A 23,963-nucleotide genomic window follows, 5' to 3' on the forward strand; every position below is an offset into this window, starting at 1 on the left:
CGGACTTTCACAACGACCGATATTTTGAAGCATGATTGCAGCGCTTGCCTTTGCCCTGGGCCTCCAGGTTGCTCCAATTTCACCGGCGCTGCCGCAGGATCCGGGAACTGAGCGTCGCGCCGCGGCGGCTGCCCTTTTTCCGCGACAGGCTTACACGGCCGAGTACCATCACGGGATGAACATGGCCGCTGCTCGTCTTTCGGCCGAGGTGCTGAACGCGCGGGGCGTGAACCTTTATGACCGTGACTTCCGCCTGTCGGACCGCTTGGCGGCCAGGGCGATCGCCTCGCCCGATGCTCTTATCGACCAGGCGATCCTGTGCGTCTCTGAGCCGATCGCGCAGAGGCTAGGCGTCCCGGACCTGCTAGCGCTCAAGGCTTTCGCAACGAGTCCGGAAGGGCGTAATTTCTGGTCGTTCTATTTCAGCAATCTTCAATGGATAGCGTGCTTCGACCGGCCGGTCAGGCTGTATCTGGCACCGTTCGTGGAAGAAGATCTCGCCGCCGTGATCGCTGAGACCCCACCGAAGTGATGCCAATCTCACTTGGGGTGAGGGTCCGGTGTCGGGCGGCAGGCGAAAGACCGCTCTCGACCCGTTGCGGACGTTGATCCAACCTTGCATGCGAGCTGCTTTCGGAAGACTCATCTCGGATGAACAGACGAGCGCTCTTCATTGCGATTTCCACCACAGGTGCGCTCTTTGTCGGAGGAGCCTGTCTCGCCCAAAGCCGAACAGAGACAGCTACCGCTTTGCTGGGGCGGACGGGAGCCACCCTTACCGTTCGTTCGGTCGATGACCCGCAACGCCCCGGAACAGCGAGACGCACGGCCATCCTCGTGGGGTCCAACGGCGTCACCCGCACAATGAGGTTGAACGACGGGGGCGGATTGGTGCGAAACAACTCGATCAACCTGATCGCCATCCACCCCGGCGACGACTTCAAGCTTGTGAGCCAGCGAGACTGCGTTGACGTCGATCCCGTTCACGCACGTCTGACCGCGTGCCCGGTGCGGCAAGCGTGTCGTGCTCAACCCGATGAAATTTATGTAGGGCGTTGGGACTGGATGAACGGCTTCGATCCGCCCCATGCCAGCTTCACGTTCAGATTCAGGTTCCTCCCGTCATATGAAGCAATGTGCTCCACCTGAACTGGAGCGCCCGCTTCCCACCCCTAGGGGAAGACCGGAATGTCCGCTCACTGGTGATCAGGGCAATGTCCGCGTTCTGGCATGATGCCGGGGACCGAAATCGACCCAATGCGGACGCTCACCGATGCCAAATTCAGGACGATGGGTTTACAGGGGCAGTATTACCACTCGCTCGTAGCCTCCCCTTCCGTCGCCGGTCGGCAAAACCGCGAGTTCGTCATTGGGGTAGTTGATGAGGTCCCGCACCAAGCGGGCGAAATCCTCGCTATGCTCACGGTTGCAGACGAGCACAAAGCCGCCTTCTCCGGTCGGCTCCACGGTGTATTCAGCTGCACCCGCCTTCAGGCGATCAAGTATGCGTCCCATAGCGTTGGTTATGAAAATGCGAACGCCACAGATTGTCCAGCGTCACAATATCAGAGGTTCATGAACGGGAGCGCAGTTGACCGGCGTTCCGACCCTTTATGCCCTGCGATCGACCTTCTCAGCGTTTCAGGTCTCGCCGCCGGAATCATCTCTCTCTGAACGAGCCATAGCGATGCGGGCTTTCAGGGACCTCCGGATTGCCAGGCCGTGCAATGCCGCAGCGACTTCACCGAACGCATAGCCCTCTGCAACGAGCGCGGTGCGAAGGGTCTTTGTTGATGCGGCGCCCCCACTGTCCGCAATCTGATAAGCCCGTTCGAGGACCGGAAGTCGCGAGATTGATGTCCTCGTCAAAGAGCATGCTCCCCCAGCCACGCGGAAGCGGCGACTAGGGCCGCCAACCCGATCCCTGCCAACAACAACCAAATCCAAACCCACGTCGCGGGGCGGAAGACTTTGGGGCGGGGACGGCGACGCATGGGTCCTCTGCGGGCTGAGCGACGAACGAAGGGAGGGAGTTTCTAGGCGGTAACCCGAACCCTCGACAAGCTCCACCGGCTGCGACGCTGGGGCAGACTACAGGTTACCCGGATTGCGGCATCCCCCGTACGACCCAGCCGACCCGAGCGACTGCTTCCCACCCCCAGCCGAAGTCCGGAACGTCCGCTGACTGGCGACAAGGGCACCCCTTCAACAGATTGCGCAACGTGCCACCGAAAGGCGGTATAGGAAAATCGTCCTACGCCTACGTCCGGAGTTGGCGCAGTGCGCCATTAACACTTCCCAAGTCGGCCGGGCATCCCGCCTCGCGACATGGAGAAGCATAATGACTGACACGACCTATTTGGGCGAAATCCTCGTCACCGGGACCCGCCGTGCGCACGGCTCGACGGGCGGTTACGGCGGCAGCGCTGGCGGCCCTCGCGATACGGGCGGTATTCACCAAGACGAGGTGAGCGACAACCCCAACCCGGAGCCGCCCGTCCAGAACGATCCCTGCGCTGACGCGCTGGGCCAATTCGAGGTCAATGCCGACGCGGCCGCCGCGAAGGCGGCGAAGGACATGGAGGAGTTTGCGAAAGGCCATAAGCCGAACGAGACTCCCTTCAACGAGCGCGAATATTTCACCGCGCTGTGGCAACTGCCCGACGGCTCGTTCGACCATGGTCCGATCACGACCAGCGAGGAGACCTTCAGCCAGCCGGGCGGCGGCGATCAAAAGCCCAGCCCCGACGTGGACTTCACGCCGCCCGTCGCGGGCGCCGTCCTCGTCGGCAGCGTCCATAGCCACGGCCCCTTGGGCTGGGTGATGTCGACGGGCCCGAACCACCCTAATGGTGAGCAGTCGGGTCCGAACTCTTACCCTACTGACCAAGACCACCTCAGCGGCATGCAGGCCATGCGGGCTGCCAACGGTGGCGACCGGAACCAGACGAAGTTGTATATCGTTGCACGCGATAGTGACGGGTCGTATGAAATCCCCGGCACGCCCAGGCTGCACGTCTACGATCAGCGGAACCGCGAGGCCGCCATCGGCGGCGGTGTCGGTCCCGAAGTCGATCCGGAGGCTCAACCTTGTCCAAACACCTGATGACTGCACTCGGGGGGGCACTGGCCCTCGTTAGCGCCCTTCCGGCGCAGGCTCAGACAGTAAACGAAAGTTTGCGGCAGGCACCCGCTGCCGCAAATTTCTGGGCCGGGTACTCGTCGCGTGGCGGCGTGGTGGAATTCTACGCACGCCCGCAGGCGGGACCCGGCCAACGGGGACCGACCGAGTTCTTGGCCCGCCGGGGCGGACCGGAAGGTCAGATGATCAGCACCACAACCTGTCCGCAGATCTTTGGCGTCCTCGAAGCGTTGAACGAACTGTCCCCACCCCGTCTCCGCGTCCCCAACGTGGCGCAGCGTAACGCGGCTGCACCGGACTTCCATCCTTGGACTCCGACCCCGCCCGAGCGCCGCAACGTGACGGTTTGGGGGTATGCGGTGCAGCCCGATGGCTCAATGGCCACCATGTCTGTCACCGCAGGCACAGGCTATCTTTACGACTGGACACGCTACGCGGACGACCAGTTGCAATCGTGTTGGAGCCGTCGCCGCTAACCCCAGCTCTGAAGGCCACTTCGGCAAGGTCGTGAGGGGGCCTTTCAAAAAAAGAGTGCCCCACCCGCACCCCGACGCGATGTCAGGGTGCGGGTGGGGAGTTTGATCACGCGGCGTTCTGCTTTGCCGCCCCGGCCTCGACCGCCGCAAGCAGGGTATCGTTGGCGAGGTGGCTGTACCGCTGGGTACTTTGATAGCTGGCGTGCCCCAGCACCTTCCCGACGGCGAACAGGTCCACCCGTTGTTGATCATGAAGCTGGCCGCGCTGTGGCGGAGGTCGTGAATCCTCTGCCCCGGAAGCTTCGCCACCCTAATCGCCCTCTGCCCCACGCGACCCCATCATCACGAATGCGAAAGCGGCATTGCCCAGAGCGGACATTCCCGATCACCGCTTTGAGCCCAAATCAGACATGCGCCCCAGCTCCCTCGTGCCAACCCGTCCATCTCGCCTGAGACTCCTATCTCGCGCGACTTCATCCCGGATGGAAACGCCAAACCCCCATCAGCTGTTGGCCAGACGGGGCCATTGCCTCCTCAACGGAGACCACACGCTTGGATGACTGGTACGTCGCGGGACTGGAAGACGACCTGCGGCCTCGCATGTTTGCCGCGGCGCGCCTCGGCCAGCCAATCGCCCTGGTCACCATCGTCGCCGCGGAGGGCGGCGGGCCGCGCGGTCCGGGCGCCCAGATGGTCGTGACCGCCGACGACATGGGCGGCTTTCTGTCCGGCGGCTGTATCGAGGCCGACGTCGCGATCCATGCGCGGGAAGTGCTGGCCACCGGAGAGCCCGCGCGCCTGGTCTATGGCCGCGGCAGTCCTTTCGTCGATGCGCGCCTGCCCTGCGGCGGACGACTGGAGCTGCTCGTCGAGCGGCTGGCGTTCGACGATCCGGTGATCGCCGGGCTGGAAGCAGCCGAGGCCGATCGCCGTACGGTGACCCTGGTCTCCGACGGCCGCCATCGTCGCCTGGCCGACGGCGAGGCCGCCGGCCCCGGCGCCCTGCGGGTCTATGACCCACCACAACGGCTGATCGTGATCGGGGCCGATCCCTTCGCCATGGCCATGGCCCAGCAGGGTCTGCTCCAGGGCTGGCAGGTCACGCTGGTGCGCCCGAACGGCCCCGAGGCCGCCCCGCCCCTGCCCCTCGCCTACCAACGCGACGCGCCCGCCGCCGCGCTGGCCGCCCTTGAACCCGATCCGTGGACGGCGGTCGCGGTCGCCACCCACGACGCCGACCTCGACCATGACGCCCTGCGCGCCGCCCTGGACAGCCGGGCCGGCTACGTCGGTGTGCTGGGTTCGCGGCGGCGGCTGCCGGAGCGCCTGTCCCGCCTTGATGCCGACGGGGTGCCCGCGGAGGCGATTGAGCGGCTGCACGCCCCCATCGGCATCCCCATCGCCGCCCGATCGCCGCAAGAGGTCGCGGTTTCCGTGGTCGCGGAGATCGTCCAGGCGCGGCAGACTCGGAAACCGAACACGTGACTGCGGGCCGTCACGCCGTCGTCCTGGCCGCCGGCGCCGCATCGCGCTTCGGCGGCGGCAAGCTGACGGCCCACTGGCGCGGCGAGCCATTGATCCGCTGGGCCGTGCGGGCGGCCTTGGCCGCCCGGGTGGAGAGCGTCGTGCTGGTGGTCGGCGCTCTGGCAGGGACCGTGCAAGACGCGGTCTCCGACCTAGCCGCCCCCCGGTTGAAGATCGTTGAGGCCGCCGATTGGACCGAGGGCCTGTCCGCCTCCCTGAAGGCGGGTCTCACCGCCCTGCCTGACGACGCCGCCGCGGTCGCCATCTTTCTCGGCGACATGCCCGAGGTCGATCCCGGTCTCGCCGACCGGCTGCTCGATCTGGTGAGCGACCGCGCCCCGGCCGCCCGGGCGCGCGCGCCGCAGGGGCTGGCGCATCCGACCGCCTTCGCCGCGTCAACCTTCCCCGCCCTGATGGCCCTAACAGGCGACCAGGGCGGGCGTCCGGTCCTGGAGGCCCTGGGGCACGCCGTCGCGACCCTCGACGTGGAGGCCCCCGGCGCAACCTTCGACGTCGACCGGCCGGAAGACCTCAGCCGCCCGTCATAGACATCGGCCGCGCCACGGCGGGCGCCGCGCCCGGGCGGTCGATGCGGAAATCATGCCCCTTCGGCTTGATGGCGATGGCGTCTCGGATCGCGTCCACCAGGGGCGCGTCATCGCCGGGATACGCGCGCAGGACGCTTCTGAGGTCCGCCTTGTCGTCCTGCCCCAGGCACAGGAACAGGTCGCCGGTGCAGGTGACCCGCACCCGGTTGCAGGCTTCGCAGAAGGTGTGGCTCATCGGGGTGATGAAGCCGAGCGTCCCGCCCGTCTCCTCGACCCGGACGTAGCGCGCGGGCCCGCCCGTCCGCTGCGTCATCGGGGTCAGGGTCCAGTGTCGCTCGAAGCCGGCGCGGACGTCCGCCAGGGACAGATACTGGTCTGTGCGATCCGCCTCGATCTCGCCCAGCGGCATGGTCTCGATCAGGGTCAGTCCCATGCCGCGCGAATGGGCCCAACGGACCATGTCGCCGAGCTCATCTGCATTGTCAGCCTTGAGCGCCACAGTATTGATCTTGATCGCAATTCCGGCGACCCGAGCCGCTTCCAGACCCGCCAGCACCTTCGCCAGCTCGCCGCCCCGCGTGATCCGGCGATAGGCTTCCGGATCGAGGGTGTCGATGGACACATTGATCCGTCTGACCCCATGCCGCGCCAGATCCTGTGCGTGCTCGGCCAGCCGCGTCCCGTTGGTGGTCAGGGTCAGTTCCTGCAGCGCCCCGGACGCGAGATGGCGCGAGAGGGAGGCGACCAGATCAAGGAAGCCCTTGCGCACGAGAGGCTCACCGCCCGTCAGCCGCAGCCGCTTCGTGCCCAGGCCGATGAAGGCGGTGCAGACCCGGTCCAGCTCCTCCAGCGACAGCAGTTGGGCGCGCGGCAGGAAGTTCTGGCGCTCGGCCATGCAGTAGACGCAGCGCAGGTCGCACCGGTCGGTCACCGAAACCCGCAGATAGTCGACCCGGCGTCCGAACGGATCGATCAGCGGCCCGCCTCCGGGCGCCGCGGATCGCGCGGCGATCAGGACCGTCATCCCGCGCCCTTCGCCACAGACGTCTCATGGACCCGGCGCGGAGCTCGGGCGGCGGAGGGCAAAAGGCGCATCAGGCGATATCAGGCAGGCGATCGAGGTGTTTGTCCAGGGTGATCGGATAGTCGCGCACCCGCACCCCGGTGGCGTTGTAGATCGCATTGGCGATGGCCGCCCCGACGCCGCACAGGCCGAGTTCCCCCACGCCCTTGGCCTTCATCGGCGAGGATTTGTCGTCCAGCTCGTCGATGAAGATCACCTCCTGATGCGGGATGTCGGCATGGACCGGCACCTCGTAGCCGGCCAGGTCGTGGTTGACGAAGAAGCCCAGCCGCTTGTCGACCGCCAGCTCTTCCATAAGGGCCGCGCCGACCCCCATGGTCATGGCGCCGATGACCTGGCTGCGCGCGGTCTTGGGATTGAGGATCCGTCCGGCCGCGCAGGCCGCCACCATGCGGCGGACCCGGACCTCGCCGGTGATGCCGTCCACCCCGACCTCGACAAAATGCCCGGCGAAGGTCGACTGCTGGTAGGTCTTGTCCAGATCGCCGTATTCGATGTGATCCTCGGCCGTGAGGGTCCCGTCGCGTGCGGCCGAGGCCAGGGCCGCGCTCTGCGCGCCCGAGGTCACCCGTCCGTCGGCGAAGGTCGCGTCGGAACCATAACCCAGCTTCTCAACCACCTGTTCGCGCAGCTTCATACAGGCGGCATAGACGCCGGAGGTCGAGTTGTTCGCCCCCCACTGTCCGCCCGACCCCGCCGCAGCCGGAAAATCGGAATCGCCGAGCCGGACGACGACCTTGTCCAGGCCCACGCCCATGGTCTCCGCCGCCGTCTGGGCGAGGATGGTGTAGGTCCCGGTGCCGATGTCGGTCATGTCGGTCTCGACGATCACAACCCCGTCGCTGTTCAGCCGGACCCGCGCCGCCGACTTCATCAGAAGGTTGTTGCGCAAGCCCGCCGCCATCCCCATCCCGATCAGCCAACGCCCGTCACGTACCGAGGCCGGGGTGGATCTCCGCTGCGACCAGCCGAAGCGCTCGGCCCCGGTCGTCAGGCAGGCGATGAAGGGCCGGCTGGAGAACTGTCGTTCCGGCTTCTCCGGATCGACCTGGGTGTCGTTGACGATGCGGAACTCGACCGGATCCATGCCCAGCTTTTCAGCCATCTCATCCATGGCGATCTCGAGCGCCATCAGCCCCGGCGCCTCGCCCGGCGCCCGCATGGCGTTGCCTTCGGGCAGGTCAAGCACCGCCAGCTTCTGGGCCGTCATCCGGTTGGCGCCGGCATAGATCAGCTTCGTCTGCTGGGTCGCCGTCTCGGTTCCGCCGCCCTCCAGGTCACCGGACCAGCTCTCATGGGCGATGGCGGTTATGCGCCCGTCCCGCTCCGCGCCGATGCGGATGCGCTGGATCGTCGCCGGACGGTGGGTGGTGTTGTTGGCGATCAACGGCCGCTGCAGCGCGACCTTCACCGCCCGCCCGCCTATGGCCCTGGAGCCCAGGGCGGCCATGACCGCGTCGGCCCGGACAAACAGCTTTCCGCCGAAGCCGCCGCCGATATAGGGGGAGTCCAGACGCACATTCTCGGGCTTCAGACCGAAGATCTTGGCCACCTCCCCCTTGCCCCAGGCGATCATCTGATTGGACGTCCACAGCGTCAGCCTGTCGCCCTGCCAGGCGGCCATGGTGGCGTGCGGCTCCATCATCGCATGGCTCTGATCGGGGGTCGTGTAAGTAGCGTCCAGCGTCACCGGCGCGGCGGCAAAGACCCCCTCGAAGTCGCCGTGCCTCGACGCCTCCTTGGGCGACGGCAGCTTCGCCCTGTCCTTCTCGTCGGCCAGATCGAAGGCCCCCTCGGCCCGGACGTAATCGACCTCGATCAGCTGGGCCGCCGACCGCGCCTGTTCGAAGGTCTCGGCGACCACCACCGCGATCGCCTGGTGATAGTGTTGGATCTCGGGACCGCCGAGCAACCTGGCGGTGTTGTTGTCCCCCTTGCCGACGTCCCCGGCGGTATCGGCGGTGACGACTGCCAGGACGCCCGGCGCCGCCTTCGCCCGATCGGTCTTCAGGTTCCGGATGCGACCCTTGGCGATACCGGCGCCGACGACATGGCCATAGGCCGGGTTGGTCGTGATGTCGTGGCGCTCATAGGCGTAGGGAGCGCGGCCCGTGGTCTTGAGCGGTCCGTCGATGCGGTCGAACGGCTTGCCCACGACCCTGGCCTGGTCGATCGCATTCATCCCGGCGGGCGTGTCGAACTTCATCGGCTCAGCCTCTCGCGTCCATGATGGCCGCGGCCAGCGCGCGCTCGGCCAGGGTGACCTTAAAGGCGTTGTCTTGCGTCGGCCTGGCCCCGGCGAGCGCCGCCCCGGCCACGGCCCCGGCGCCTTGCGCGAAGCCCGCCTCGGCCGCCTCGACCCGCCACGGCTTGTGGGCCAGCCCCCCGAAGGCCACCCGACCCGAACCGTCGCCCTGGATGATGGTCGCCACCGAGACGAGAGCGAAGGCGTAGGAGGCGCGATCCCGAACCTTGCGATAGGCGTGGACTCCGCCCGGCGGCTTGGGCAGCGTCACCGCCGTAATCAGATCGCCGGGCGGCAGGGTGGTGTCGATATGCGGCTGGTCTCCCGGCAACCGGTGGAAATCCGCGATCGGAATGACATGGGTCTCACCCGCCGCATTCACCGTCTCGACCTTCGCGTCGAGCACCCGCATGGCCACGGCCATGTCGCTGGGGTGGGTGGCGATACAGGCCTCACTGGATCCGATCACCGCCAGCTGTCGGCTGACCCCACCGATGGCCGAACACCCCGATCCGGGCCTGCGTTTGTTGCAGGCCTGGTTGGTGTCGTAAAAATAGGGGCAGCGGGTTCGCTGCAGGAGATTGCCGGCCGTCGTCGCCTTGTTGCGCAACTGGCCCGAGGCGCCGGACAGCAGGGCCCGGCTCAGCACCGCATAGTCGCGCCGCACCCGACGATCGGACGCGAGGTCGGTGTTCTTCACCAGCGCCCCGATCCGCAGGCCGCCGTCGCGGGTCTCCTCGATCCGGTCCAGGCCCAGCGGCCCGACATCGATCAGGTGCGGCGGGGTCTCGATCTCCAGCTTCATCAGGTCGAGCAGATTGGTGCCGCCGGCGATGAATTTCGCGCCTGGTTTCGCCATGGCCGCCCGCGCGGCCGCCGCAGGGTCCGTGACCCGCTCATAGGTGAAGGGCCTCATGCCGACGCTCCCGCCACCTCGGCCATCGCCTCGGCGATGTTGGAATAGGCGCCGCAGCGACAGATGTTGCCGCTCATCCGTTCGCGCATTTCCAGACTGGTGGCTTCGGGCCGATCGGTCAGGCTGGCCGAGACGTGGCTCGGCACGCCGGCCGTGATCTCTTCCAGAACGGCGACGGCCGAGCAGATCTGGCCCGGCGTGCAATAGCCGCACTGATAGCCGTCGTGCTTGATGAAGGCCGCCTGCATCGGATGCAGATTGTCCGGCTGCCCCAGCCCTTCGATCGTCGTGACCTTCGAGCCCTCGTGCATCACCGCCAGGGTCAGGCAGGCGTTGATGCGGTGGCCGTCGACGATGACGGTGCAGGCTCCGCACTGACCATGGTCACAGCCCTTTTTCGTCCCGGTCAGGTGCAGGTGCTCGCGCAGGGCGTCCAACAAGGTGGTGCGGGTGTCGAGCTCCAGCGTCTGTTTCGCGCCGTTGACCTCGAACGAGACGCCCATGGTGGTCGGCGGCGGTTCCGGCAGCGGGGCCTGCGCCTCCGCGGGAGACACCGCGGCCATGGCCGCTGTCGCGCTTCCCGCCATCAGGACACCTCGTCTCGAGAGTTCAATGTCGCCCGCCATGCCGGCCCCTTGTCGAAGATCGCGCGTCGCTGTCGGCGCACGCCCCCGGACCGAACCGGGTGACCTTGAAACTCAATCAATCCCGCATCCGGAGACATGTTCCATCGATCGCGGAATGTCCCCTGTGTCTTCTGTCAGTCCCTGCCCCGACCGCGCTGGGGACACCCCTGTCAAACGTGACACGCCGCCCCCAGGTCGAGGTCGACGCAACCTCCAACCCACCGCGCGCCACGGCTCACGGAACTGTCTTCAGCCCGTACGGTTTGCCTCTCCACACGCCAATCCGGAGATCGCAGACCTCCACCTCCTTTTACGGAGGCCATCTCCAGGCTCTGGGCCGGCCCCAAACTCCGCGACCGAAAGGACAGCATCATGATCATGAGATGGACTCCCCGCGGACCGATGACCTGGGCGGCGGCGTGTCTCCTAATCGCCGGCACGGCGGCTTGCGGCGATGACGACGCCCGACCCGCGTCGCGCCCAACGGCCTCCACAGCCTCAGCGCCCGCTTCGCCCGAGCAGGCGTCGTCGATCAGGCCCGGCGCCGTCGGCCTCGCGCCATCCGGCCCCCCGGCGACGTCCGACACGCCCGCTGCTCCCCCGGAGACCACGGCCCCAACACCTTCCAACGCTCCGTCGCCATCGTCCTCGCGACGCCGGTGCTATCTGTCCGTGGACGGCAAGGTCCGGGTCGATGGGGAGTGCCTCGTGTTTCCGTTCGGCGACGGCGGCTATACGCTGAACGCCTGGTCCGACGGCAAGCCTCGCCAGTCTCACTTCGCCGTGGTCGTGCGCAATCGCGACGGAACGGGCGACGCGACCTGGAACGCGGATCCCGATGACGACCGGGCCGGCGATCCGCTCGGGACCGTGCGTCTGAACGACGGATGCTGGGTGAACGACCGGGCCCGAATCTGCTCGAACTGACGGCCGACGAGACCGGTTCACCGAAGCCCTCTCGGCTCTCCGACCGTGACGTCCGGGCGCCCCTCGTCTCAGCGCGCCAGGTTCACGCCCCTCACGATCGCCGCCTGGGCGAGACCGGCGCCCGAGGGGATGAGCTCGGCCGTCTTGCCGATGTCCAGGGCTGGAGACCCGGCCCGCAGCCGGGCATAATGCTCGACGCCGCCGCCATCCCGGATCACCGCCCAGGGCGCCGCCCCGGCCTCGTCATGGAAGCCGGTCTTCACCACCACGCCCCTCACCCGTTCATGGCCGAGCGCTCGCACCACCCTCGCTCCCTCCAGCCGCCGCTGGTTCAGCGTCCGGATGACGTCCCGCCGCGCCTGCAGGGTCCGCAGCTTGAGCTCCATTTCCGCGTCGAGCCGGTAGCGACCTCCTGATCGCACCGCGAGGCCTAGCCCCTCCAGGTGCCGCAACCGTCCCCGCGTGAGGGCCGCCCACGCGTCGTTCGCGCCGACGCCGTCATCGACCATGCCGCGTGCGTCGGCCGCCGCCAGCAACCGCTTGTCGAAGCCGGTGAACCGGTCGGCCTGGGTCTCCTTCCAGATCCTGCGCTCCGCCTCGACCCGAGACAGATCGCCCAGCCGCTCCTGCGCCACCTCCTGGGCCCGCGCGCGGAAGCCGTAACCCATGTAGTCGCGCGGAATGACGAGGTCCCGCCCATCCGCCCGTCGCCCCCGGACCAGCACATGGGCGTGCGGCTGATCGGTGTCGTAGTGACAGGTCGCGATCCAGTTCAGGTCCGGCTCGCCGAGATCCGCCCTCACCCGGTCCATCACCGCCCGCACATAGGATCTGAGTTCGAGCCGATCGCCATGCTCGGGCGAGATGATGAACCGGAAATGATGCCGGTCCCCACTCCACCCTGCCGTCGCCGCCTGCGGCCGGATCCCATCCCTCTCGCGGTCAAAGAACTCCGGTCTCGTGCCCTCGGCGCCGGCGCCGGAGCGACCCAGATAGACGACATGCTTGGCCAGGGCGGCCCCGCGATCGACGCCCTTGCCGACATGGCGCGAGACCAGGGCCTTGACGATCACCCTCTGCCGGACGTCCAGCCTGAAGGCGCGTCCCGAGCGGTTCTGCGCCGCCCGGAGCACGCCTGACCGGTCGCCGAGGGCAAAGGCGCGCGAGCTCGCCAGACGCTTCAGCATGCCGTTCCTGACGGTCATCCGCTCGGTCTTCAGCCGAAGGGGAAGGCCGACCTGAACCTCGTCCCGCCCCTGTGCGGAGTTCGTTTCAAGTCGACCGTCGATCGCATCCCGGATGAGCATGGCCAGGCCTCCTTCGGGCCGCCGACGCGCCCAGGACAGGACGACTTGCGACAAGTCATCCAACGCCTCGGATCAGGCCGCTAACCCACGGACAGGATACGAGAAACGAAGACCGCCAAACACCGCCTTTTATCTTGCCCTCCACCCCTTTTGCGGATTTTCAGACATCGCCATCATATTCGCCGACATCTCATCACACGCGATCAAAGGCGTTCGCTCAAGACGTCGGAGGCGTTGTCGGAGCGGGTTTGCCGCGGGAGATTTCCGGATGACAGAGAAAAACCCGCCCGGCCGAAGCCGAGCGGGTCGTTCCATCTCAGTCGTGATGTGTCAGGCGGCCCGGGCCTTGATGGACACGTGGCGGACGCCGTTTTCCATCGCCTTCTGCCCGAGGTTGAGGGCCGGACCGAACGGACGCTGCTCCTCCCGGACCCCGGCCACCGAGTGGACCAGCGTCAGGCAGACCTCCGGCTCGAGCGCGATCAGGTCGTCGTTCGCCCGGAAGGGAGCGGCCTTGCCGTGGGTATCGAAATCCGCCCGCGCGAGGATCAGGGTGACCCCCTTCTGCTGGGCCCATTTGATCGCGAGCTTCTCGGAGCCTTTCGCCCCGGTCGTCGCCAGAGCCATGTCCGGCCATTCCGACTTCGCCCAGTTCAGGGCGTCGAAGATCCGGCCCGCGTCCTCGGCGCTGTCGGCCGTCGGGGCTCCCCGGAAGGCGACCACCGGACCGCCCGGATCCGCCTCCCCCGAACGCCTTTGCCGGATCGCCCGGATCGCCTGTTTGGCTTCCAGCTGCGCCGCGGTCAGATGCGTGCCCCGGCGGCTCCCCCTCCAGGCCGTCCAGACCTCGCCGGTCGCGACCGTCCAGGTTTCGGAGGCCGCATCCCGGATCAGCTCGCAGGCCTGGGTGGCCGCATCTCCGGCTCGGGCTTTCGCCGTCGCCTCCTGAAGTTCGGTGTCGGCGGCCTCCGATCCGTCGAAGTCCCGGTCCAGCGATCGCATCGTGTCGCGCGCCCGGTCCGCCTCACGTTCGATCCGCCCGGCCGCCGAGTGGAAGGCGCCGATCAACGCCTCCCCGAGGATGGTCTGAAAGTCCTCCAGTGCGGAGTCGGAGATCACATCCACCAGCTCGGTCATCAGTGCGCGCCCGAGCTGGACCAGAGCCTCTTGCGTCGGATGCGGACGCGGATCGCCGAGCGAAGCCGACAGGTCGTCGAAGGCGGAGTCGGACTTCGGGGTGAAGGCGGAGGATGAAGTGTTGAAACGGGTCATTGGAACATTCCTGGAGAATGCCGTGCGCCCCATGCGCAACGACCCCGGTCTTGGCCATATCGGGGTCCCCGGCAGTCACCGGAGCGGAGGGCCGCTCGCCCTTCGCGCAGGGGAACGGCGCAGCCGTTGACTTCCGGGGTGATATGACAAGATCGGAGGGCGTTGTGTGGGGGCAATGTCCTCGCCCCCTTCGGGCGAGGACGCCATTCGGCGCACGCTGCGCCGATGCGGACGGACGGCCATCCACCTTCCTCTCCGTCTCCGTAGGCGAGCCTACGGCGCCCCCGGGAAGGCCCATCCTGCCGGCGCCGCAGGCTCTTGGGACATCCTGTCCGATGGCGCGGCGGCAAGGCGGCGTGCTAGGTCGCCGCCCCATCCAGAACGGAGCCTCCATGGACAAGATCACCATCGCCGTGCTGCGGGTCCAGGGCGGATGGCGGGTCATGAGGAACGACCGCCGGGTCGGCCAATACGACTACCGGGTCGACGCCGAGGAGGCCGGGCTCGACCTGACCCAGCGACTTCATCGCGCGGGCCGCGACGTGGAGCTTCTGGTCCAGCAGGACGGCTCGCACGACGTCGAGGCCGTGATGGGCTGGCAAACCCTGCACTGACGGGCCGCAGCACGCCTCAGGATCGATCAGGGCATCAGCCGCCAGGCGGCCGTCACCACCGCCGCGACGAGGACCGCGAACCCCGGACCGATAGCCAGAGCGCGTGTCTGGGACATCAGGCGGCGACGGGCCTGCAGTGGGCCTTGCAGCGGTCTCTCAGCGCCCGGGCCGTGGTCAGGCCGAACAGTTGATCCTGGATATTGGCGAACCCCTCGGCCTGAAGCCGAAGCTTGATCTCGCTGACGGTCTGGCATTCGCCGCCTTCAGCCAGCTGGTAGGCGCGTTCGAGGGTCGTGGGTCTGAAGGTCATGTGTGTTGAACGCAGCTTGACCATAAGGGTTCATCCCGACCGCTGTTCGCCGGTCTCCCCGCACCGCGATCGCCCCAAGGTCGCGACGCAGCTCCGCTCAGGCGGCCACGTCGTCCTGCCACGCGTTGGGACGCCAGCCGCTCAGGAACGCCTCGAGGGCGACCTGCACGGGACCGCTGATGTCGCGCTTTCCGGCTTCCATATCCAGAACCCGCGCAGCGATCTTTTCCGGCGTGCCCGACAGGCGCAGGGCGCGCCCAAGGGTGAAGGCGTCCCAGCCCAGGATCCGGCGGGCGAGTTTGAGTTCAGCGGCGGGGGACGACATGGGACCTCTCACGGCCCGGGGGGCCGAAGGCGGGCGGCTCAGATCGGCCACCCGGACAAACAGATGCACGGCGACCTCGTCGAGGCCGCCGTGGTGACTTCGATAGGGGCGGAATGCAGCGAGCGCATGGCGGCGGCCCCATGACGGCGAGCGCAGGGCGGCGAGCGCAGGGCGGCGGATTTCAATCCAGGCGCAAGACAAACTCCAGACCGCGCCGGTTCTCGGGCGCCGGCCGATAGGCGATCGCACCGTGCCGGGCGCAGTAGGCGCCCCGCACGGCCTTCAAACCGCACAGGCTGAAGCCCTCGGCCCGCGGATCGCCCATGGGCCAGCGGCAGTCCCGGCGACCGACGGACAGCAGGGTCGCGAGCCCGGTCTCACGCACCGGGACATCCTCCGGCGTCGGGATCCTCGACCTCGTCTTCGCAACCGCTTTCAGCGGGAGGGGGCGCGCGGGCGGAAGCGGCCGCGGCTGGACCGGTCGCTTGACCGGCGGCGCCGGCCGGCCGGCCGACAGGCCCAGCCGATGGACCTTGCCGAGAACGGCGCTGCGCGTGATGTCGGCTCCGAGCGCGCGTGCGACCTGTTCGGCGGTCCGCCCCTGCAGCCAGAGGGTCCGGAGGCGATCGATGCGGTCCTGGGTCCAGACGGAGGCGATCATGGGGAAACTCCCTGTTCAACGAGCCCGATCGGCTCGCCCGCCTCCGCCCTTCCCCCTCCTCCCGTTGAAAAGAGAAGGCGGCCCGACGCTCGCGCGCCGGGCCGCCCTGAGGCGTTCTGTGGTCGCCTCCCTCAGAAGGGGATGTCGTCGCTCAGGTCAGGGTCGTCGGTCAGGTCCGCGGCCTGGCCGCCTTGCGCCGAGGCCGCCGCCTCTCCGCGGTCACGCCGTTTCTTCAGGCGGATGTCGGCGACGATCACCTGCAGGTCGTAGTGTTCGACCCCATCCTTGCCGGTCCAGGTGTTGTTCTCGACATGGCCCTGGAGGACCACCCGACTGCCCTTTCTGGCATAGGCCTCGATATAGTTCTCGGCCGTGGCCGCGTTGAAGCAGATACAGTTGAAGCCGGTTGTGCGTTCGCCCGGCGTGCCGTCGGCGCGGCGGAAGCGGGTGGTTTCCAGAACGCGAAAGCTCGCGCGCTTCTTGCCGGAGCCGTGGGCGGAGAGGATGGACGGGTCGGCGGCCAGATAGCCTTCGATGACGAGGGTTTGCATGTCAGTCTCCTTTGAGATGGGTTGAAGATCAGGCGGCGGCCTGGTCGGCCGCGGTCCCGGCGTCCCGGTCTCCGGCCCGGTCCTCGGCCCGGTTTTCGGCCCAGTCCAGGACGATCAGGCGATGGATCACCAGCTCCTTGGCCGTCCGCTCCGTGCCGTCCTTGGCCGCATAGGCCAGATCGATGAAGGCGCCGGTGACGATGGCCTCGCAGCCCCGGACGAGCCCGCGGGCGATGACCTTTTCATTGAGCCCTTTCGACCAGCTCACGCAGTTGACGCCGACGAGCCGGTCCTTGCCGCCCGCATCGACGCCGCGCTTTTCGAGCAGGCGAAACACGGCCTTGCCGAAGTCGTCGGTGATCTGGGGGTCGGCCGCCAGTCGGCCGTTGAACATCATGGTCTGCATGTCAGTCTCCTGTCGATCCGAAGCGCCCCGGGAGCCGATCTCCCGCGTTCCGCTTCGCCCCCGGCCACCCTCCCTTCGACCTTTTGCTCGTCTACCCGCGTACGAAACCGGACATTTCACACGGCTTTACAGTCTCTTAGGGCCTCTCGCCTTACGACGGTATCGGGAGCCCTTCATGACCGCCACGCCGACCGCAGACGTCCCTGAAGCCCGTTCGCCGGTCCTCCACGGGATCGTCGCCTCGGGCAATATGCGCTACTGGATCATCGCAAGCTGGGCCCTGGCGCTGGCCACCACCATCCCTTGGATCGTCGCCCTGGCGTGGTTCGCCGGCACGACCGTGCTGGGCCTGGCCCGCACCGTGGTTGAAACCCGGATGACCACCTTGGAGCCCACCTTCCATGCCCGTCTGAAGCTGGTCGTGGCCACAGCGTCCTGTGTCGCCTGGGCGATCGCCCCCCTCCTCTCCTACTTCAGCGGTCACGACCATTCCCTGGCCATGGCCGTGGCCCTGCTCATGGCCGGCTATATGCTGGTCTTCACCCAGATGCGCTCGGCGCCGCGCGAGGCGCTGATCGTCTCCCTGCCCTACACGGTGGTAGTGCTGATCCTGATCGCGGACCTCTGGGGCACCCGCAACTCCCTGACCGTTCTGGCCATGGCGCCGGTTCTGGGTCTCGCCCTGTTCATCAAGGTGGTCATCACCCGGATGAAGGACGACGAACTGGCCGCCGTGAACGCCCGTCAGGCCGGGCTCATCGTCGATCTGGAGGCCGCCCGCGACCGGGCGGATGCCGCCAGTGACGCCAAGTCGAACTTCCTGGCGATCATTTCCCATGAGCTTCGCACCCCGATGAACGGCGTCCTTGGGGCGGCCCAGCTGCTGGAGACGACCGATCTCCGGCCCGCCCAGGCCAACTATGTCTCGATCATCCGGCAGTCGGGCGAAAGCCTGCTCGTCCAGCTCAACGACATCCTCGACCTGACCAAGATCGAGGCGGGCCGGCTCGAGATTGATCCGGTGGCGACCGAGACGAGCGACCTGCTCGAGCGGCTCATCGGCCCCTTCCGGGCCCAGGCCGAGGCCAAGGGCCTGGACTTCTCGGTCGAGCGAACCGGCGAACACCCTGCGCTGGTACGGATCGATCCGCTTCGCCTCGCCCAGATCACACACAACCTTCTCGGCAATGCGGTCAAATTCACCGATAGCGGCGAGATACGGGTCGCCACCCACAAGGAACGGCTGTGCGGCGACCGGATGCGCTACCGGTTCTCGGTGACCGACAGCGGGGCCGGGATCGGGGCCGAGGACATCCACCGTCTGTTCCAGCCCTTCAGCCAGGTTGACGCCTCCTCCACCCGGCGGTTCGGCGGCTCGGGCCTGGGGCTCAGCATCTGCCGGCGGCTGGCCCATCTGATGGGCGGCGAGGTCTCGGTCGTGTCGGCCCCCGGGGTCGGCTCCACCTTCACGCTCGAGCTGGAAATGGACGTCCTGGACTGGACGGTTCCAACCGCCATCGACGATGGCGCACCGGCCGGGGCGGCCGACGTCGCCGCGCTGCATGTGCTCATCGTCGAGGACCATCCTGTCAACCGCATGGTCCTCGAGGCCTGGATGGGCTCCGTCGGTCATACCTGCGCCACGGCCGAGAACGGCCAGATCGCCCTCGACATGGCCGACCAGTCGCCCTTCGACCTGATCGTGATGGATGTGAACATGCCGGTCATGGACGGGCTGACCGCGACCCGTGAACTCCGGTCGCGCCCCGGTCCCAACCAGCAGACGCCGATCGCGGTCCTCTCCGCCTCGGCCCGGCCGGAGGATCACGCCCTCGGCCATGCCGCCGGCGCCGACGCCTATGTCGACAAGCCGGTCGACTTCGGCGCCCTCGCGCGCGTCCTGGCCGTCGCCCCCCTCGGTCGTGAAGCCGTCCAGAGCCTGGCGGTCCGGCAAGCCGCGGCCTGAGCCGCGACCCCGGCCGGTCCGCCACAGGCGAGATCATCCTCCGGGTCTTTCCCACACCGCGGTTGAAGAGCGGGATTCGTCGAACCTGCTCTCCCTGACCGCCTCTTGGACCGGGCGCGCCGCGACGCCGCCCCGGGGACCCGGGACGGCGTCGCGGGAACCCGTCCTGCATCAGGCCGCGGCGTCGCTGAGCGCCGACTCGCCTTCGGGGGTGACGGCGAAAGCCCCCGCCCCGTCCGCATCCTCCCCCTCCTCCTCCGCGGTCGAGGGATCGCCGGCGCCGAGGTTATCGCCCGACCCCGCCTCGGCCGCGTCCGGCGCGATGTCGGCCCGCCATGACAGGAAGCCGGGCGCCCAGGACCGGGCGGCGGCCTGTTCGGCGACCCGGTCGACGAGTTCGGCTTTCCTCAGGCCCGCCGCGCCCGGGGCATCGGACCCCAGGGTTTCCAGCATGGACATCAGCAGCCCCTTGGAATGCGGCTGCAGGAAGGGCGCGTCGGGCGTCCAGTGCCGGGTGATCTCGGCGGCGCAGAGCGCCGCCAGCTCCGTCGCCTCCGCCCGGGGCGGCCCGGCGGATCTGAGAGGTGTTCTCCTCCCGGACATCGAGGCACGCGGCGGTCAGTTCCGCCAGCAGACCCATCTTCTCTCCGTGCGGCAGGCCGTGAACCCAGGCGATCACCGTCTCACCGGAGGCCTGCCATTGAGCCCTGCGGTCGTCGAGCCGCTGGCGGACGTCGCCGTCCAGGGTTTCGATCACCCGCCCGCCTGCCGGGTGGAAGCCGGTCGCGACGATCGACAGGGCGGACTCCGAGCGGGCGATGCGCGCCCGACGAACGATGACCACGAAGAGCCGCGAGATCAGTGCGGTCAGGGCGGCCCCGGGATCGTCCGCCAGCGCCCGGATCAGGCCTCGCGTCGCGACATCGGTCCGCACCGCGTGAAGGGCGTGGTTGACCCCGTCGATGTCAGGCTCGGGCGCTTCGACCTCCGGACCGACATAGGCCGGCGCGCCGGCCGCGCGAGGCTCCGGCGCGTCACGGTCTGCACTCTCGCCCTCGTCCTCCGGCCCATCGTCCGGCTCCACGGGGGTGTAGCAGCGCACCTCGACGCCGCAGCCCGACGCCGGCCACATCACCATCGTCGTCACGGCGCGTCCGCCGCAGCCGGTCTGGTCCGACGCGATCCGGGCGTGGATCATGTCGACGATGGCGACATCCGCCACGTCCGGACGGTCCGCGTCCTCCACCGCACCGCGCGCGGCTTCCATCCGATCGGCGTAGACCTCGCGCTGGGCGCGGTAGAGCGCCAGCACCTCGGCCGGCAGGGCTCCGCCATAGACATAGCCGAGCGCCTCGAGATCCCCGGGCAGTTCGGGCTCTGGCCCGGCGGTGAGGTGAACCGCGATCCCTTCCGCCTCGAAAACGGCCGCGATCCCGCGGGCGCGCTTGAGCCACAGCTCGGTCAGGATGTCGGGATCGAGAAGGACGGGCGTCAGTTCGCCGAACAGATCGGCTTCGGTGCGCCCGCCGGCGTCGCCGTAGGCCCTGGCGTCCACGAGCGCGCAGCGCCGGTCGCGCGCCGTCACGCGCGCGTCGTCGAGACGCTCGATGACCTTCCAGTCCGCGAAGCCGCGACCGTCGAGCGCCGCCTCGGCCAGCTCGGCCTGTTCGGCCTTGTCCGGCAGACGGGCCAGCAGACGGGCCTGCTTGAGGGTCAGCCGGCCCAGTCTGAGCGCATTGATCGCGTCCTGCGGCAGGTCCGCCAGCGCCGCCAGCCGCTTGATCTCGACCTCGGCATAGCCCAGGGCCCGGGCCATGGTCGTCACGGTCAGCCTCGACTTCAGCATGCGGCCGATGGCGGCGATGACGTCGGCGACATGGACCGGCAGGGCGGTGTTGGTCAGGAGAACCGCCGCCGCCTGCCGGGCGGGATCCGTCTCGACATAGGCGCGGACGGGATAGTCCTCGTCGATGTCGCCGGCCTCCAGAAGCAGGCCGAGCGCCAGGCGGCGACGCCGTCCGTCGAGGGCCATCCAGGCCTGTTCCTTCCGGCCGCGCCCGGGGCGAACGGTCACGGGCTGGAGTTGTCCGGCGGCCTTCAGGGTCGCGGCCAGGGTCGGGATGTCGTCATCGGGCGGCTCGGACCAGCGAAGGTTCTCACGGGCGATGCCGAGATCACCGAGGCGGACGGTGCGCTCTTGCGGAGTGAAGATGACGGCCGCAGCCGGGGCTGCAGCGGCGGCGACAGGAACGAGGTCGGTCATGGGAAGTCTCCCGCCGGACATCGGGGCCTATCCCCGCCGCTCCGGCGCCTCTCAGCGCCCTGCCTCCTTCCTTTCGGCGACCGCGCGCGCGACCGCGTTCCAGTCGTCGAACGCCGGGGCCGGCAGGATCACCCGGGCGGCCACCCCCAGGCGCGCGAGCCGGCCGGCCAGGCGAGCCGCCGCGCCCTCGCCGGCCGCGCCGCGGTCGGCGGCGACGAGCACGCGGCGGACGCCCTCAGGCGGCGTCCAGGCGGCCAGATTGTTGGCGGACATCAGCGCCCAGCCCGGGAGCGCGAAGCGATCGAATCGCCGACAGGGTGGTGACGATCCCCTCGCCCACCAGCATCTCCGGCGCGACGTCGCCCAGACGAACAGCCGAACCCGGCGGCACGACCCCGACGGCCTTGCGCGACAGGGCAAGGCCTGAAGCCCTCAGGCCGTTCGGCGCGACATAGGTCAACTCGACCGCCGACGGGTCGCCGTCGGGCGCCCGGACCAGAGCGACCAGGGCCGGGCGGGTGCGGCCGCCCGGGCGGTAGACCGACAGGGGCGCGTTTGGATGAAAACGCAGATCCCGGGCGGCCTCGCCGCCGCGAACGGCGCGGCGGCGCAGATGAAGCGACGCCGGATCGCCTCCGGAAAGGTCAACGCCGCCCTCCCACAGACGCAGGGCGGTCTCGAGCCGGATCCGGCGGTCCGGCTTCGGCGCGCTCGAACCGGCCTCCCCGCCGCCTCTCAGACGGCCGGCGGCGTCGATGAATCCGCCGTCGCGGAGCTGATCGCGCACCGCGCGCCAGTCCGCCGCCCCGAAACCATGGATGATGACCCGCCCGTTCGAGAGAAGGAGCGAAACCGACCGGTCGGCCCGGCTGTGGCCCGGCGCGGGCACATTGGCGCGATGACCGCCCTGGTAGAGGTCGCCGCCGAGGGCCAAGACGATGGAGCGCAGGGTCATGATCGCCTCACAACAGGCCCAGGGCGCGAAAGCTCGCCGTGCCCTCGCGACCCACGACCAGGTGATCGTGGACCTGAAGCCCGAAGACGCCGGCCGCCTCGACGATCTGACGGGTCATGGCGATGTCCGCCTGCGACGGCGCGGGATCTCCCGAAGGATGGTTGTGGACGAGGATCAGGGCCGAGGCCGAGAGCTCGAGCGCCCGCCGGATGACTTCCCTCGGATAGACGGGGGCATGATCGACGGTGCCGTCCGCGACCAGCTCGTCGCCAAGGAGCCGGTTGCGACGATCCAGGTAGAGGGCCCGGAACTGCTCCCGGGGCAGGTGGGCGAGCGTCGTTCGGGCATAGGCTAGGAGCGCCGACCACGACGACAGGACCGGACGCGTGCTGGCGGCGCTGCGCGCCAGTCGCACGCTGAGCTCACGCAGCAGCTTGAGGTCCCGGATCACCGGGGCGCTTATCCCCGCGACCCGCCCGAGCTCGGCGATCTCGGCGGCGGCGATGTCGCCGAGCGACCCGAACCGCGCGATCAGGCCCTGTGCGGCCGCATCGACCTCGGCCGGCGGCAGCCAGCGATCCAGAAGAAGGGCCAGCAGGACGCGGTCGTCCAGGCCGGCGAGGCAGGACGGTTCGGGCGCCGAAACCTCACGGCCCGGGGGCCGGCGGGCGGCGCCGCGCGGCGACGGCTCGACCCAACGGACTTCCGACGTGCGCGAGAGCGGTTTCATGGCGATCTCCTGATCCTCACTCCCCATCGGAGCGCCCCGCGCGGCCCTCGCTCTCCCTTTCGGCCGGATCGTCGCTTGGCGAGGCGACGGAAGCGCCCCATCCTGTCGTGATGACACGGCTTCCCCTCCTCGCCGGCCTCGCCGCCGCCGCCGCCGCCCTGCCCGCGCTCGCCCATGCCGATCCCTGCGAGGGCCGTCTGCCCGCCCGCGCGGGCGAGACCTTCTCCGGCCAAGTCCGCTACGTCGGCGACGGCGACAGCCTCTGCGTGGGACCGGGCGCGGACCCCGCCACCTGGATCGAGGTGCGCCTGTCCGATTTCGATGCGCCTGAACTGCACAGCCCGACGGGTCGCGCCGACCGCGACCGGCTCTCCCGGCTGGTCAGAGGGCGGGTGCTCGCCTGCGTCGCCGTACGCGGCCGCAACGGCAGGGTCATCGTCTATGACCGGGTCATCGCCGCCTGTCGTCTCGATGGACGCAGGGTCGGCGACCTGCTGCGCGCCGCCGGCGGCCGCGAGGGCGGCAACTAGGACAGCCGGCGGGCCCGTTCCGCCTCGGCCAATCGCCCGACGGTCAGCCAGACCTGGCGTTCTTCCTCGGCGTCGGCGAGCGCCCGGTGGCGAACCGGCACGCTCTCCCGCTCGATCCGGGCGCGACGGATCAGGGTCGGGATGAGGGCTTCGACCTCGACATCCGACAGGACCCCGGACAGGATTCCGGAGGCAAGGGCGGCATGGGCCTCATCGGTATCGCGCAAGGTCAGGGCCTTGCGCGCGAGACCGGCGCGCCGCAGCAGAACGCTGAGCCACTTGCCATCCCAGGACGGGGCGCTGGCGTAAAGGGCGTGGCCGGAAAGGACCTCGACCATGCGGCGCGCGACATGCTCGAGAGAGGTCCCGACCTCAAGCAGGCGGGCTCGGGAGAGCTTATGGATGGCCTCCGCCTGCGGGCCCCAGTCGCGCCAGTCGTCCGCCGGCCGGATCAGATGGCTCTCGCCGCGCCCGTCCTCGAAGACCCAGCCGACCTCGATCGGATAGGAGTCGTCGCTGAGGGACGAGGCCTCGAAATCCAGAAAGACAACCATGCCCGCCCTAACGCCTGATCCGGCCTGAAGG

The 23,963-nt window shown here is 68.7% G+C and carries 26 protein-coding genes; 9 read left to right on the forward strand and 17 right to left on the reverse strand.

Annotation, left to right across the window (positions count from 1 at the left end; genetic code table 11):
* Positions 1-31: 31 nt before the first annotated feature.
* The 3 genes from IFJ75_RS08200 to IFJ75_RS08210 all read left to right on the forward strand — a co-directional run bounded on the left by IFJ75_RS08200 (position 32) and on the right by IFJ75_RS08210 (position 3,106).
* Positions 32-532, forward strand: coding sequence for a hypothetical protein (locus IFJ75_RS08200; RefSeq protein WP_207932091.1), 501 nt, complete (start codon positions 32-34; stop codon positions 530-532).
* A 725-nt stretch (positions 533-1,257) separates the two neighbouring features.
* A complete protein-coding gene (locus tag IFJ75_RS08205) occupies positions 1,258-1,674 on the forward strand; it encodes a hypothetical protein (protein ID WP_207932092.1) in 417 nt (138 codons plus the stop codon).
* A 667-nt stretch (positions 1,675-2,341) separates the two neighbouring features.
* Positions 2,342-3,106 carry a hypothetical protein gene (locus IFJ75_RS08210; RefSeq protein ID WP_207932093.1) on the forward strand — a complete coding sequence of 255 codons (765 nt, stop codon included), beginning with the start codon at positions 2,342-2,344 and terminating at the stop codon, positions 3,104-3,106.
* Positions 3,107-3,724: 618 nt separating this feature from the next.
* Here the strand turns inward: IFJ75_RS08210 and IFJ75_RS19945 are convergent.
* On the reverse strand, positions 3,725-3,856 hold the full coding sequence (locus IFJ75_RS19945) for a hypothetical protein (protein ID WP_263973033.1): 132 nt from the start codon (positions 3,854-3,856) through the stop codon (positions 3,725-3,727).
* Between the two features lie 314 nt (positions 3,857-4,170).
* On the opposite strand from IFJ75_RS19945, the gene IFJ75_RS08215 reads away from it, so the two are divergent.
* The gene (locus tag IFJ75_RS08215) at positions 4,171-5,103 is read left to right on the forward strand and encodes an XdhC family protein (RefSeq protein WP_225897053.1); all 933 of its coding nucleotides are present in this window, start codon (positions 4,171-4,173) and stop codon (positions 5,101-5,103) included.
* Positions 5,100-5,690: a nucleotidyltransferase family protein gene (locus IFJ75_RS08220; RefSeq protein WP_207932094.1), complete on the forward strand. Its 591-nt coding sequence runs from the start codon at positions 5,100-5,102 to the stop codon at positions 5,688-5,690. The genes IFJ75_RS08215 and IFJ75_RS08220 overlap by 4 nt, the downstream gene beginning before the upstream one ends.
* Here IFJ75_RS08220 and moaA read toward each other — a convergent pair.
* From moaA to paoA, 4 genes are all read right to left on the reverse strand, one after another.
* The gene (gene moaA / locus IFJ75_RS08225) at positions 5,674-6,714 is read right to left on the reverse strand and encodes a GTP 3',8-cyclase MoaA (protein WP_207932095.1); all 1,041 of its coding nucleotides are present in this window, start codon (positions 6,712-6,714) and stop codon (positions 5,674-5,676) included. The two genes, IFJ75_RS08220 and moaA, sit on opposite strands and share 17 nt — an antisense overlap.
* Before the next feature lie 70 nt (positions 6,715-6,784).
* The gene (gene paoC / locus IFJ75_RS08230; RefSeq protein WP_207932096.1) at positions 6,785-8,980 is read right to left on the reverse strand and encodes an aldehyde oxidoreductase molybdenum-binding subunit PaoC; all 2,196 of its coding nucleotides are present in this window, start codon (positions 8,978-8,980) and stop codon (positions 6,785-6,787) included.
* Positions 8,981-8,984: 4 nt separating this feature from the next.
* Entirely contained in the window at positions 8,985-9,935 is a 951-nt protein-coding gene (locus IFJ75_RS08235) for an FAD binding domain-containing protein (protein ID WP_207932097.1), read from the reverse strand.
* On the reverse strand, positions 9,932-10,522 hold the full coding sequence (gene paoA, locus IFJ75_RS08240) for an aldehyde dehydrogenase iron-sulfur subunit PaoA (protein WP_263973034.1): 591 nt from the start codon (positions 10,520-10,522) through the stop codon (positions 9,932-9,934). The genes IFJ75_RS08235 and paoA overlap by 4 nt, the downstream gene beginning before the upstream one ends.
* Before the next feature lie 711 nt (positions 10,523-11,233).
* Here paoA and IFJ75_RS08245 point away from each other — a divergent pair.
* Positions 11,234-11,488 carry a hypothetical protein gene (locus IFJ75_RS08245; RefSeq protein ID WP_207932098.1) on the forward strand — a complete coding sequence of 85 codons (255 nt, stop codon included), beginning with the start codon at positions 11,234-11,236 and terminating at the stop codon, positions 11,486-11,488.
* A 68-nt stretch (positions 11,489-11,556) separates the two neighbouring features.
* Here the strand turns inward: IFJ75_RS08245 and IFJ75_RS08250 are convergent, their stop codons facing one another.
* Positions 11,557-12,795 carry a DUF3363 domain-containing protein gene (locus IFJ75_RS08250; protein WP_207932099.1) on the reverse strand — a complete coding sequence of 413 codons (1,239 nt, stop codon included), beginning with the start codon at positions 12,793-12,795 and terminating at the stop codon, positions 11,557-11,559.
* 330 nt (positions 12,796-13,125) lie between these two features.
* Complete coding sequence (locus IFJ75_RS08255; protein WP_207932100.1) at positions 13,126-14,067, reverse strand: DUF2493 domain-containing protein; 942 nt, start codon at positions 14,065-14,067, stop codon at positions 13,126-13,128.
* Between the two features lie 392 nt (positions 14,068-14,459).
* Here IFJ75_RS08255 and IFJ75_RS08260 point away from each other — a divergent pair, with 392 nt between their 5' ends.
* Entirely contained in the window at positions 14,460-14,681 is a 222-nt protein-coding gene (locus IFJ75_RS08260) for a hypothetical protein (RefSeq protein ID WP_207932101.1), read from the forward strand.
* A 115-nt stretch (positions 14,682-14,796) separates the two neighbouring features.
* Here the strand turns inward: IFJ75_RS08260 and IFJ75_RS08265 are convergent, their stop codons facing one another.
* The 5 genes from IFJ75_RS08265 to IFJ75_RS08285 all read right to left on the reverse strand — a co-directional run bounded on the left by IFJ75_RS08265 (position 14,797) and on the right by IFJ75_RS08285 (position 16,934).
* Complete coding sequence (locus IFJ75_RS08265; protein ID WP_207932102.1) at positions 14,797-14,991, reverse strand: hypothetical protein; 195 nt, start codon at positions 14,989-14,991, stop codon at positions 14,797-14,799.
* 97 nt (positions 14,992-15,088) lie between these two features.
* Entirely contained in the window at positions 15,089-15,316 is a 228-nt protein-coding gene (locus tag IFJ75_RS08270; RefSeq protein ID WP_207932103.1) for a hypothetical protein, read from the reverse strand.
* A 181-nt stretch (positions 15,317-15,497) separates the two neighbouring features.
* Complete coding sequence (locus tag IFJ75_RS08275; protein ID WP_207932104.1) at positions 15,498-15,977, reverse strand: GcrA family cell cycle regulator; 480 nt, start codon at positions 15,975-15,977, stop codon at positions 15,498-15,500.
* Positions 15,978-16,108: 131 nt separating this feature from the next.
* Positions 16,109-16,528 (reverse strand): single-stranded DNA-binding protein, encoded by a 420-nt coding sequence (locus IFJ75_RS08280; protein ID WP_207932105.1) that lies wholly within the window; start codon positions 16,526-16,528, stop codon positions 16,109-16,111.
* A gap of 28 nt (positions 16,529-16,556) precedes the next feature.
* Positions 16,557-16,934 (reverse strand): hypothetical protein, encoded by a 378-nt coding sequence (locus IFJ75_RS08285; RefSeq protein ID WP_207932106.1) that lies wholly within the window; start codon positions 16,932-16,934, stop codon positions 16,557-16,559.
* A gap of 175 nt (positions 16,935-17,109) precedes the next feature.
* Between IFJ75_RS08285 and IFJ75_RS08290 the strand changes: the two genes are divergently transcribed.
* Complete coding sequence (locus IFJ75_RS08290) at positions 17,110-18,900, forward strand: ATP-binding protein (RefSeq protein ID WP_207932107.1); 1,791 nt, start codon at positions 17,110-17,112, stop codon at positions 18,898-18,900.
* A 286-nt stretch (positions 18,901-19,186) separates the two neighbouring features.
* Here the strand turns inward: IFJ75_RS08290 and IFJ75_RS08295 are convergent, their stop codons facing one another.
* From IFJ75_RS08295 to radC, 4 genes are read right to left on the reverse strand one after another with little or no spacing between them, the layout of a single operon-like run.
* The gene (locus tag IFJ75_RS08295) at positions 19,187-21,163 is read right to left on the reverse strand and encodes a ParB/RepB/Spo0J family partition protein (protein WP_225897054.1); all 1,977 of its coding nucleotides are present in this window, start codon (positions 21,161-21,163) and stop codon (positions 19,187-19,189) included.
* Positions 21,164-21,214: 51 nt separating this feature from the next.
* Positions 21,215-21,436, reverse strand: coding sequence for a toprim domain-containing protein (locus IFJ75_RS20085; RefSeq protein WP_318781093.1), 222 nt, complete (start codon positions 21,434-21,436; stop codon positions 21,215-21,217).
* Positions 21,399-22,118, reverse strand: a complete 720-nt coding sequence (locus IFJ75_RS08300; protein ID WP_318781094.1) for a DUF7146 domain-containing protein — start codon at positions 22,116-22,118, stop codon at positions 21,399-21,401. The genes IFJ75_RS20085 and IFJ75_RS08300 overlap by 38 nt, the downstream gene beginning before the upstream one ends.
* Positions 22,119-22,125: 7 nt before the next feature.
* Positions 22,126-22,848 (reverse strand): RadC family protein, encoded by a 723-nt coding sequence (gene radC / locus IFJ75_RS08305; RefSeq protein ID WP_207932108.1) that lies wholly within the window; start codon positions 22,846-22,848, stop codon positions 22,126-22,128.
* Between the two features lie 110 nt (positions 22,849-22,958).
* On the opposite strand from radC, the gene IFJ75_RS08310 reads away from it, so the two are divergent.
* The gene (locus tag IFJ75_RS08310; protein ID WP_207932109.1) at positions 22,959-23,378 is read left to right on the forward strand and encodes a thermonuclease family protein; all 420 of its coding nucleotides are present in this window, start codon (positions 22,959-22,961) and stop codon (positions 23,376-23,378) included.
* On the opposite strand, the gene IFJ75_RS08315 is transcribed toward IFJ75_RS08310, so the two are convergent.
* On the reverse strand, positions 23,375-23,932 hold the full coding sequence (locus IFJ75_RS08315) for a 3'-5' exonuclease (RefSeq protein WP_207932110.1): 558 nt from the start codon (positions 23,930-23,932) through the stop codon (positions 23,375-23,377). The genes IFJ75_RS08310 and IFJ75_RS08315 overlap by 4 nt on opposite strands.
* Between the last annotated feature and the right edge of the window lie 31 nt (positions 23,933-23,963).

This window comes from Brevundimonas goettingensis (assembly GCF_017487405.1).
GTDB classification, from domain to species: domain Bacteria; phylum Pseudomonadota; class Alphaproteobacteria; order Caulobacterales; family Caulobacteraceae; genus Brevundimonas; species Brevundimonas goettingensis.

Coding starts and splice junctions, on each gene's coding strand:
- IFJ75_RS08200 (WP_207932091.1), top strand. CDS start 32: ATGATTGCAGCGCTTGCCTTTGCCCTGGGCCTCCAGGTTGCTCCAATT.
- IFJ75_RS08205 (WP_207932092.1), top strand. CDS start 1,258: ATGCGGACGCTCACCGATGCCAAATTCAGGACGATGGGTTTACAGGGG.
- IFJ75_RS08210 (WP_207932093.1), top strand. CDS start 2,342: ATGACTGACACGACCTATTTGGGCGAAATCCTCGTCACCGGGACCCGC.
- moaA (WP_207932095.1), bottom strand. CDS start 6,714: ATGACGGTCCTGATCGCCGCGCGATCCGCGGCGCCCGGAGGCGGGCCG.
- paoC (WP_207932096.1), bottom strand. CDS start 8,980: ATGAAGTTCGACACGCCCGCCGGGATGAATGCGATCGACCAGGCCAGG.
- IFJ75_RS08235 (WP_207932097.1), bottom strand. CDS start 9,935: ATGAGGCCCTTCACCTATGAGCGGGTCACGGACCCTGCGGCGGCCGCG.
- paoA (WP_263973034.1), bottom strand. CDS start 10,522: ATGGCGGGAAGCGCGACAGCGGCCATGGCCGCGGTGTCTCCCGCGGAG.
- IFJ75_RS08250 (WP_207932099.1), bottom strand. CDS start 12,795: ATGCTCATCCGGGATGCGATCGACGGTCGACTTGAAACGAACTCCGCA.
- IFJ75_RS08255 (WP_207932100.1), bottom strand. CDS start 14,067: ATGACCCGTTTCAACACTTCATCCTCCGCCTTCACCCCGAAGTCCGAC.
- IFJ75_RS08260 (WP_207932101.1), top strand. CDS start 14,460: ATGGACAAGATCACCATCGCCGTGCTGCGGGTCCAGGGCGGATGGCGG.
- IFJ75_RS08265 (WP_207932102.1), bottom strand. CDS start 14,991: ATGACCTTCAGACCCACGACCCTCGAACGCGCCTACCAGCTGGCTGAA.
- IFJ75_RS08270 (WP_207932103.1), bottom strand. CDS start 15,316: ATGTCGTCCCCCGCCGCTGAACTCAAACTCGCCCGCCGGATCCTGGGC.
- IFJ75_RS08275 (WP_207932104.1), bottom strand. CDS start 15,977: ATGATCGCCTCCGTCTGGACCCAGGACCGCATCGATCGCCTCCGGACC.
- IFJ75_RS08280 (WP_207932105.1), bottom strand. CDS start 16,528: ATGCAAACCCTCGTCATCGAAGGCTATCTGGCCGCCGACCCGTCCATC.
- IFJ75_RS08285 (WP_207932106.1), bottom strand. CDS start 16,934: ATGCAGACCATGATGTTCAACGGCCGACTGGCGGCCGACCCCCAGATC.
- IFJ75_RS08290 (WP_207932107.1), top strand. CDS start 17,110: ATGACCGCCACGCCGACCGCAGACGTCCCTGAAGCCCGTTCGCCGGTC.
- IFJ75_RS08295 (WP_225897054.1), bottom strand. CDS start 21,163: ATGACCGACCTCGTTCCTGTCGCCGCCGCTGCAGCCCCGGCTGCGGCC.
- IFJ75_RS20085 (WP_318781093.1), bottom strand. CDS start 21,436: ATGTCCGCCAACAATCTGGCCGCCTGGACGCCGCCTGAGGGCGTCCGC.
- IFJ75_RS08300 (WP_318781094.1), bottom strand. CDS start 22,118: ATGACCCTGCGCTCCATCGTCTTGGCCCTCGGCGGCGACCTCTACCAG.
- radC (WP_207932108.1), bottom strand. CDS start 22,848: ATGAAACCGCTCTCGCGCACGTCGGAAGTCCGTTGGGTCGAGCCGTCG.
- IFJ75_RS08310 (WP_207932109.1), top strand. CDS start 22,959: ATGACACGGCTTCCCCTCCTCGCCGGCCTCGCCGCCGCCGCCGCCGCC.
- IFJ75_RS08315 (WP_207932110.1), bottom strand. CDS start 23,932: ATGGTTGTCTTTCTGGATTTCGAGGCCTCGTCCCTCAGCGACGACTCC.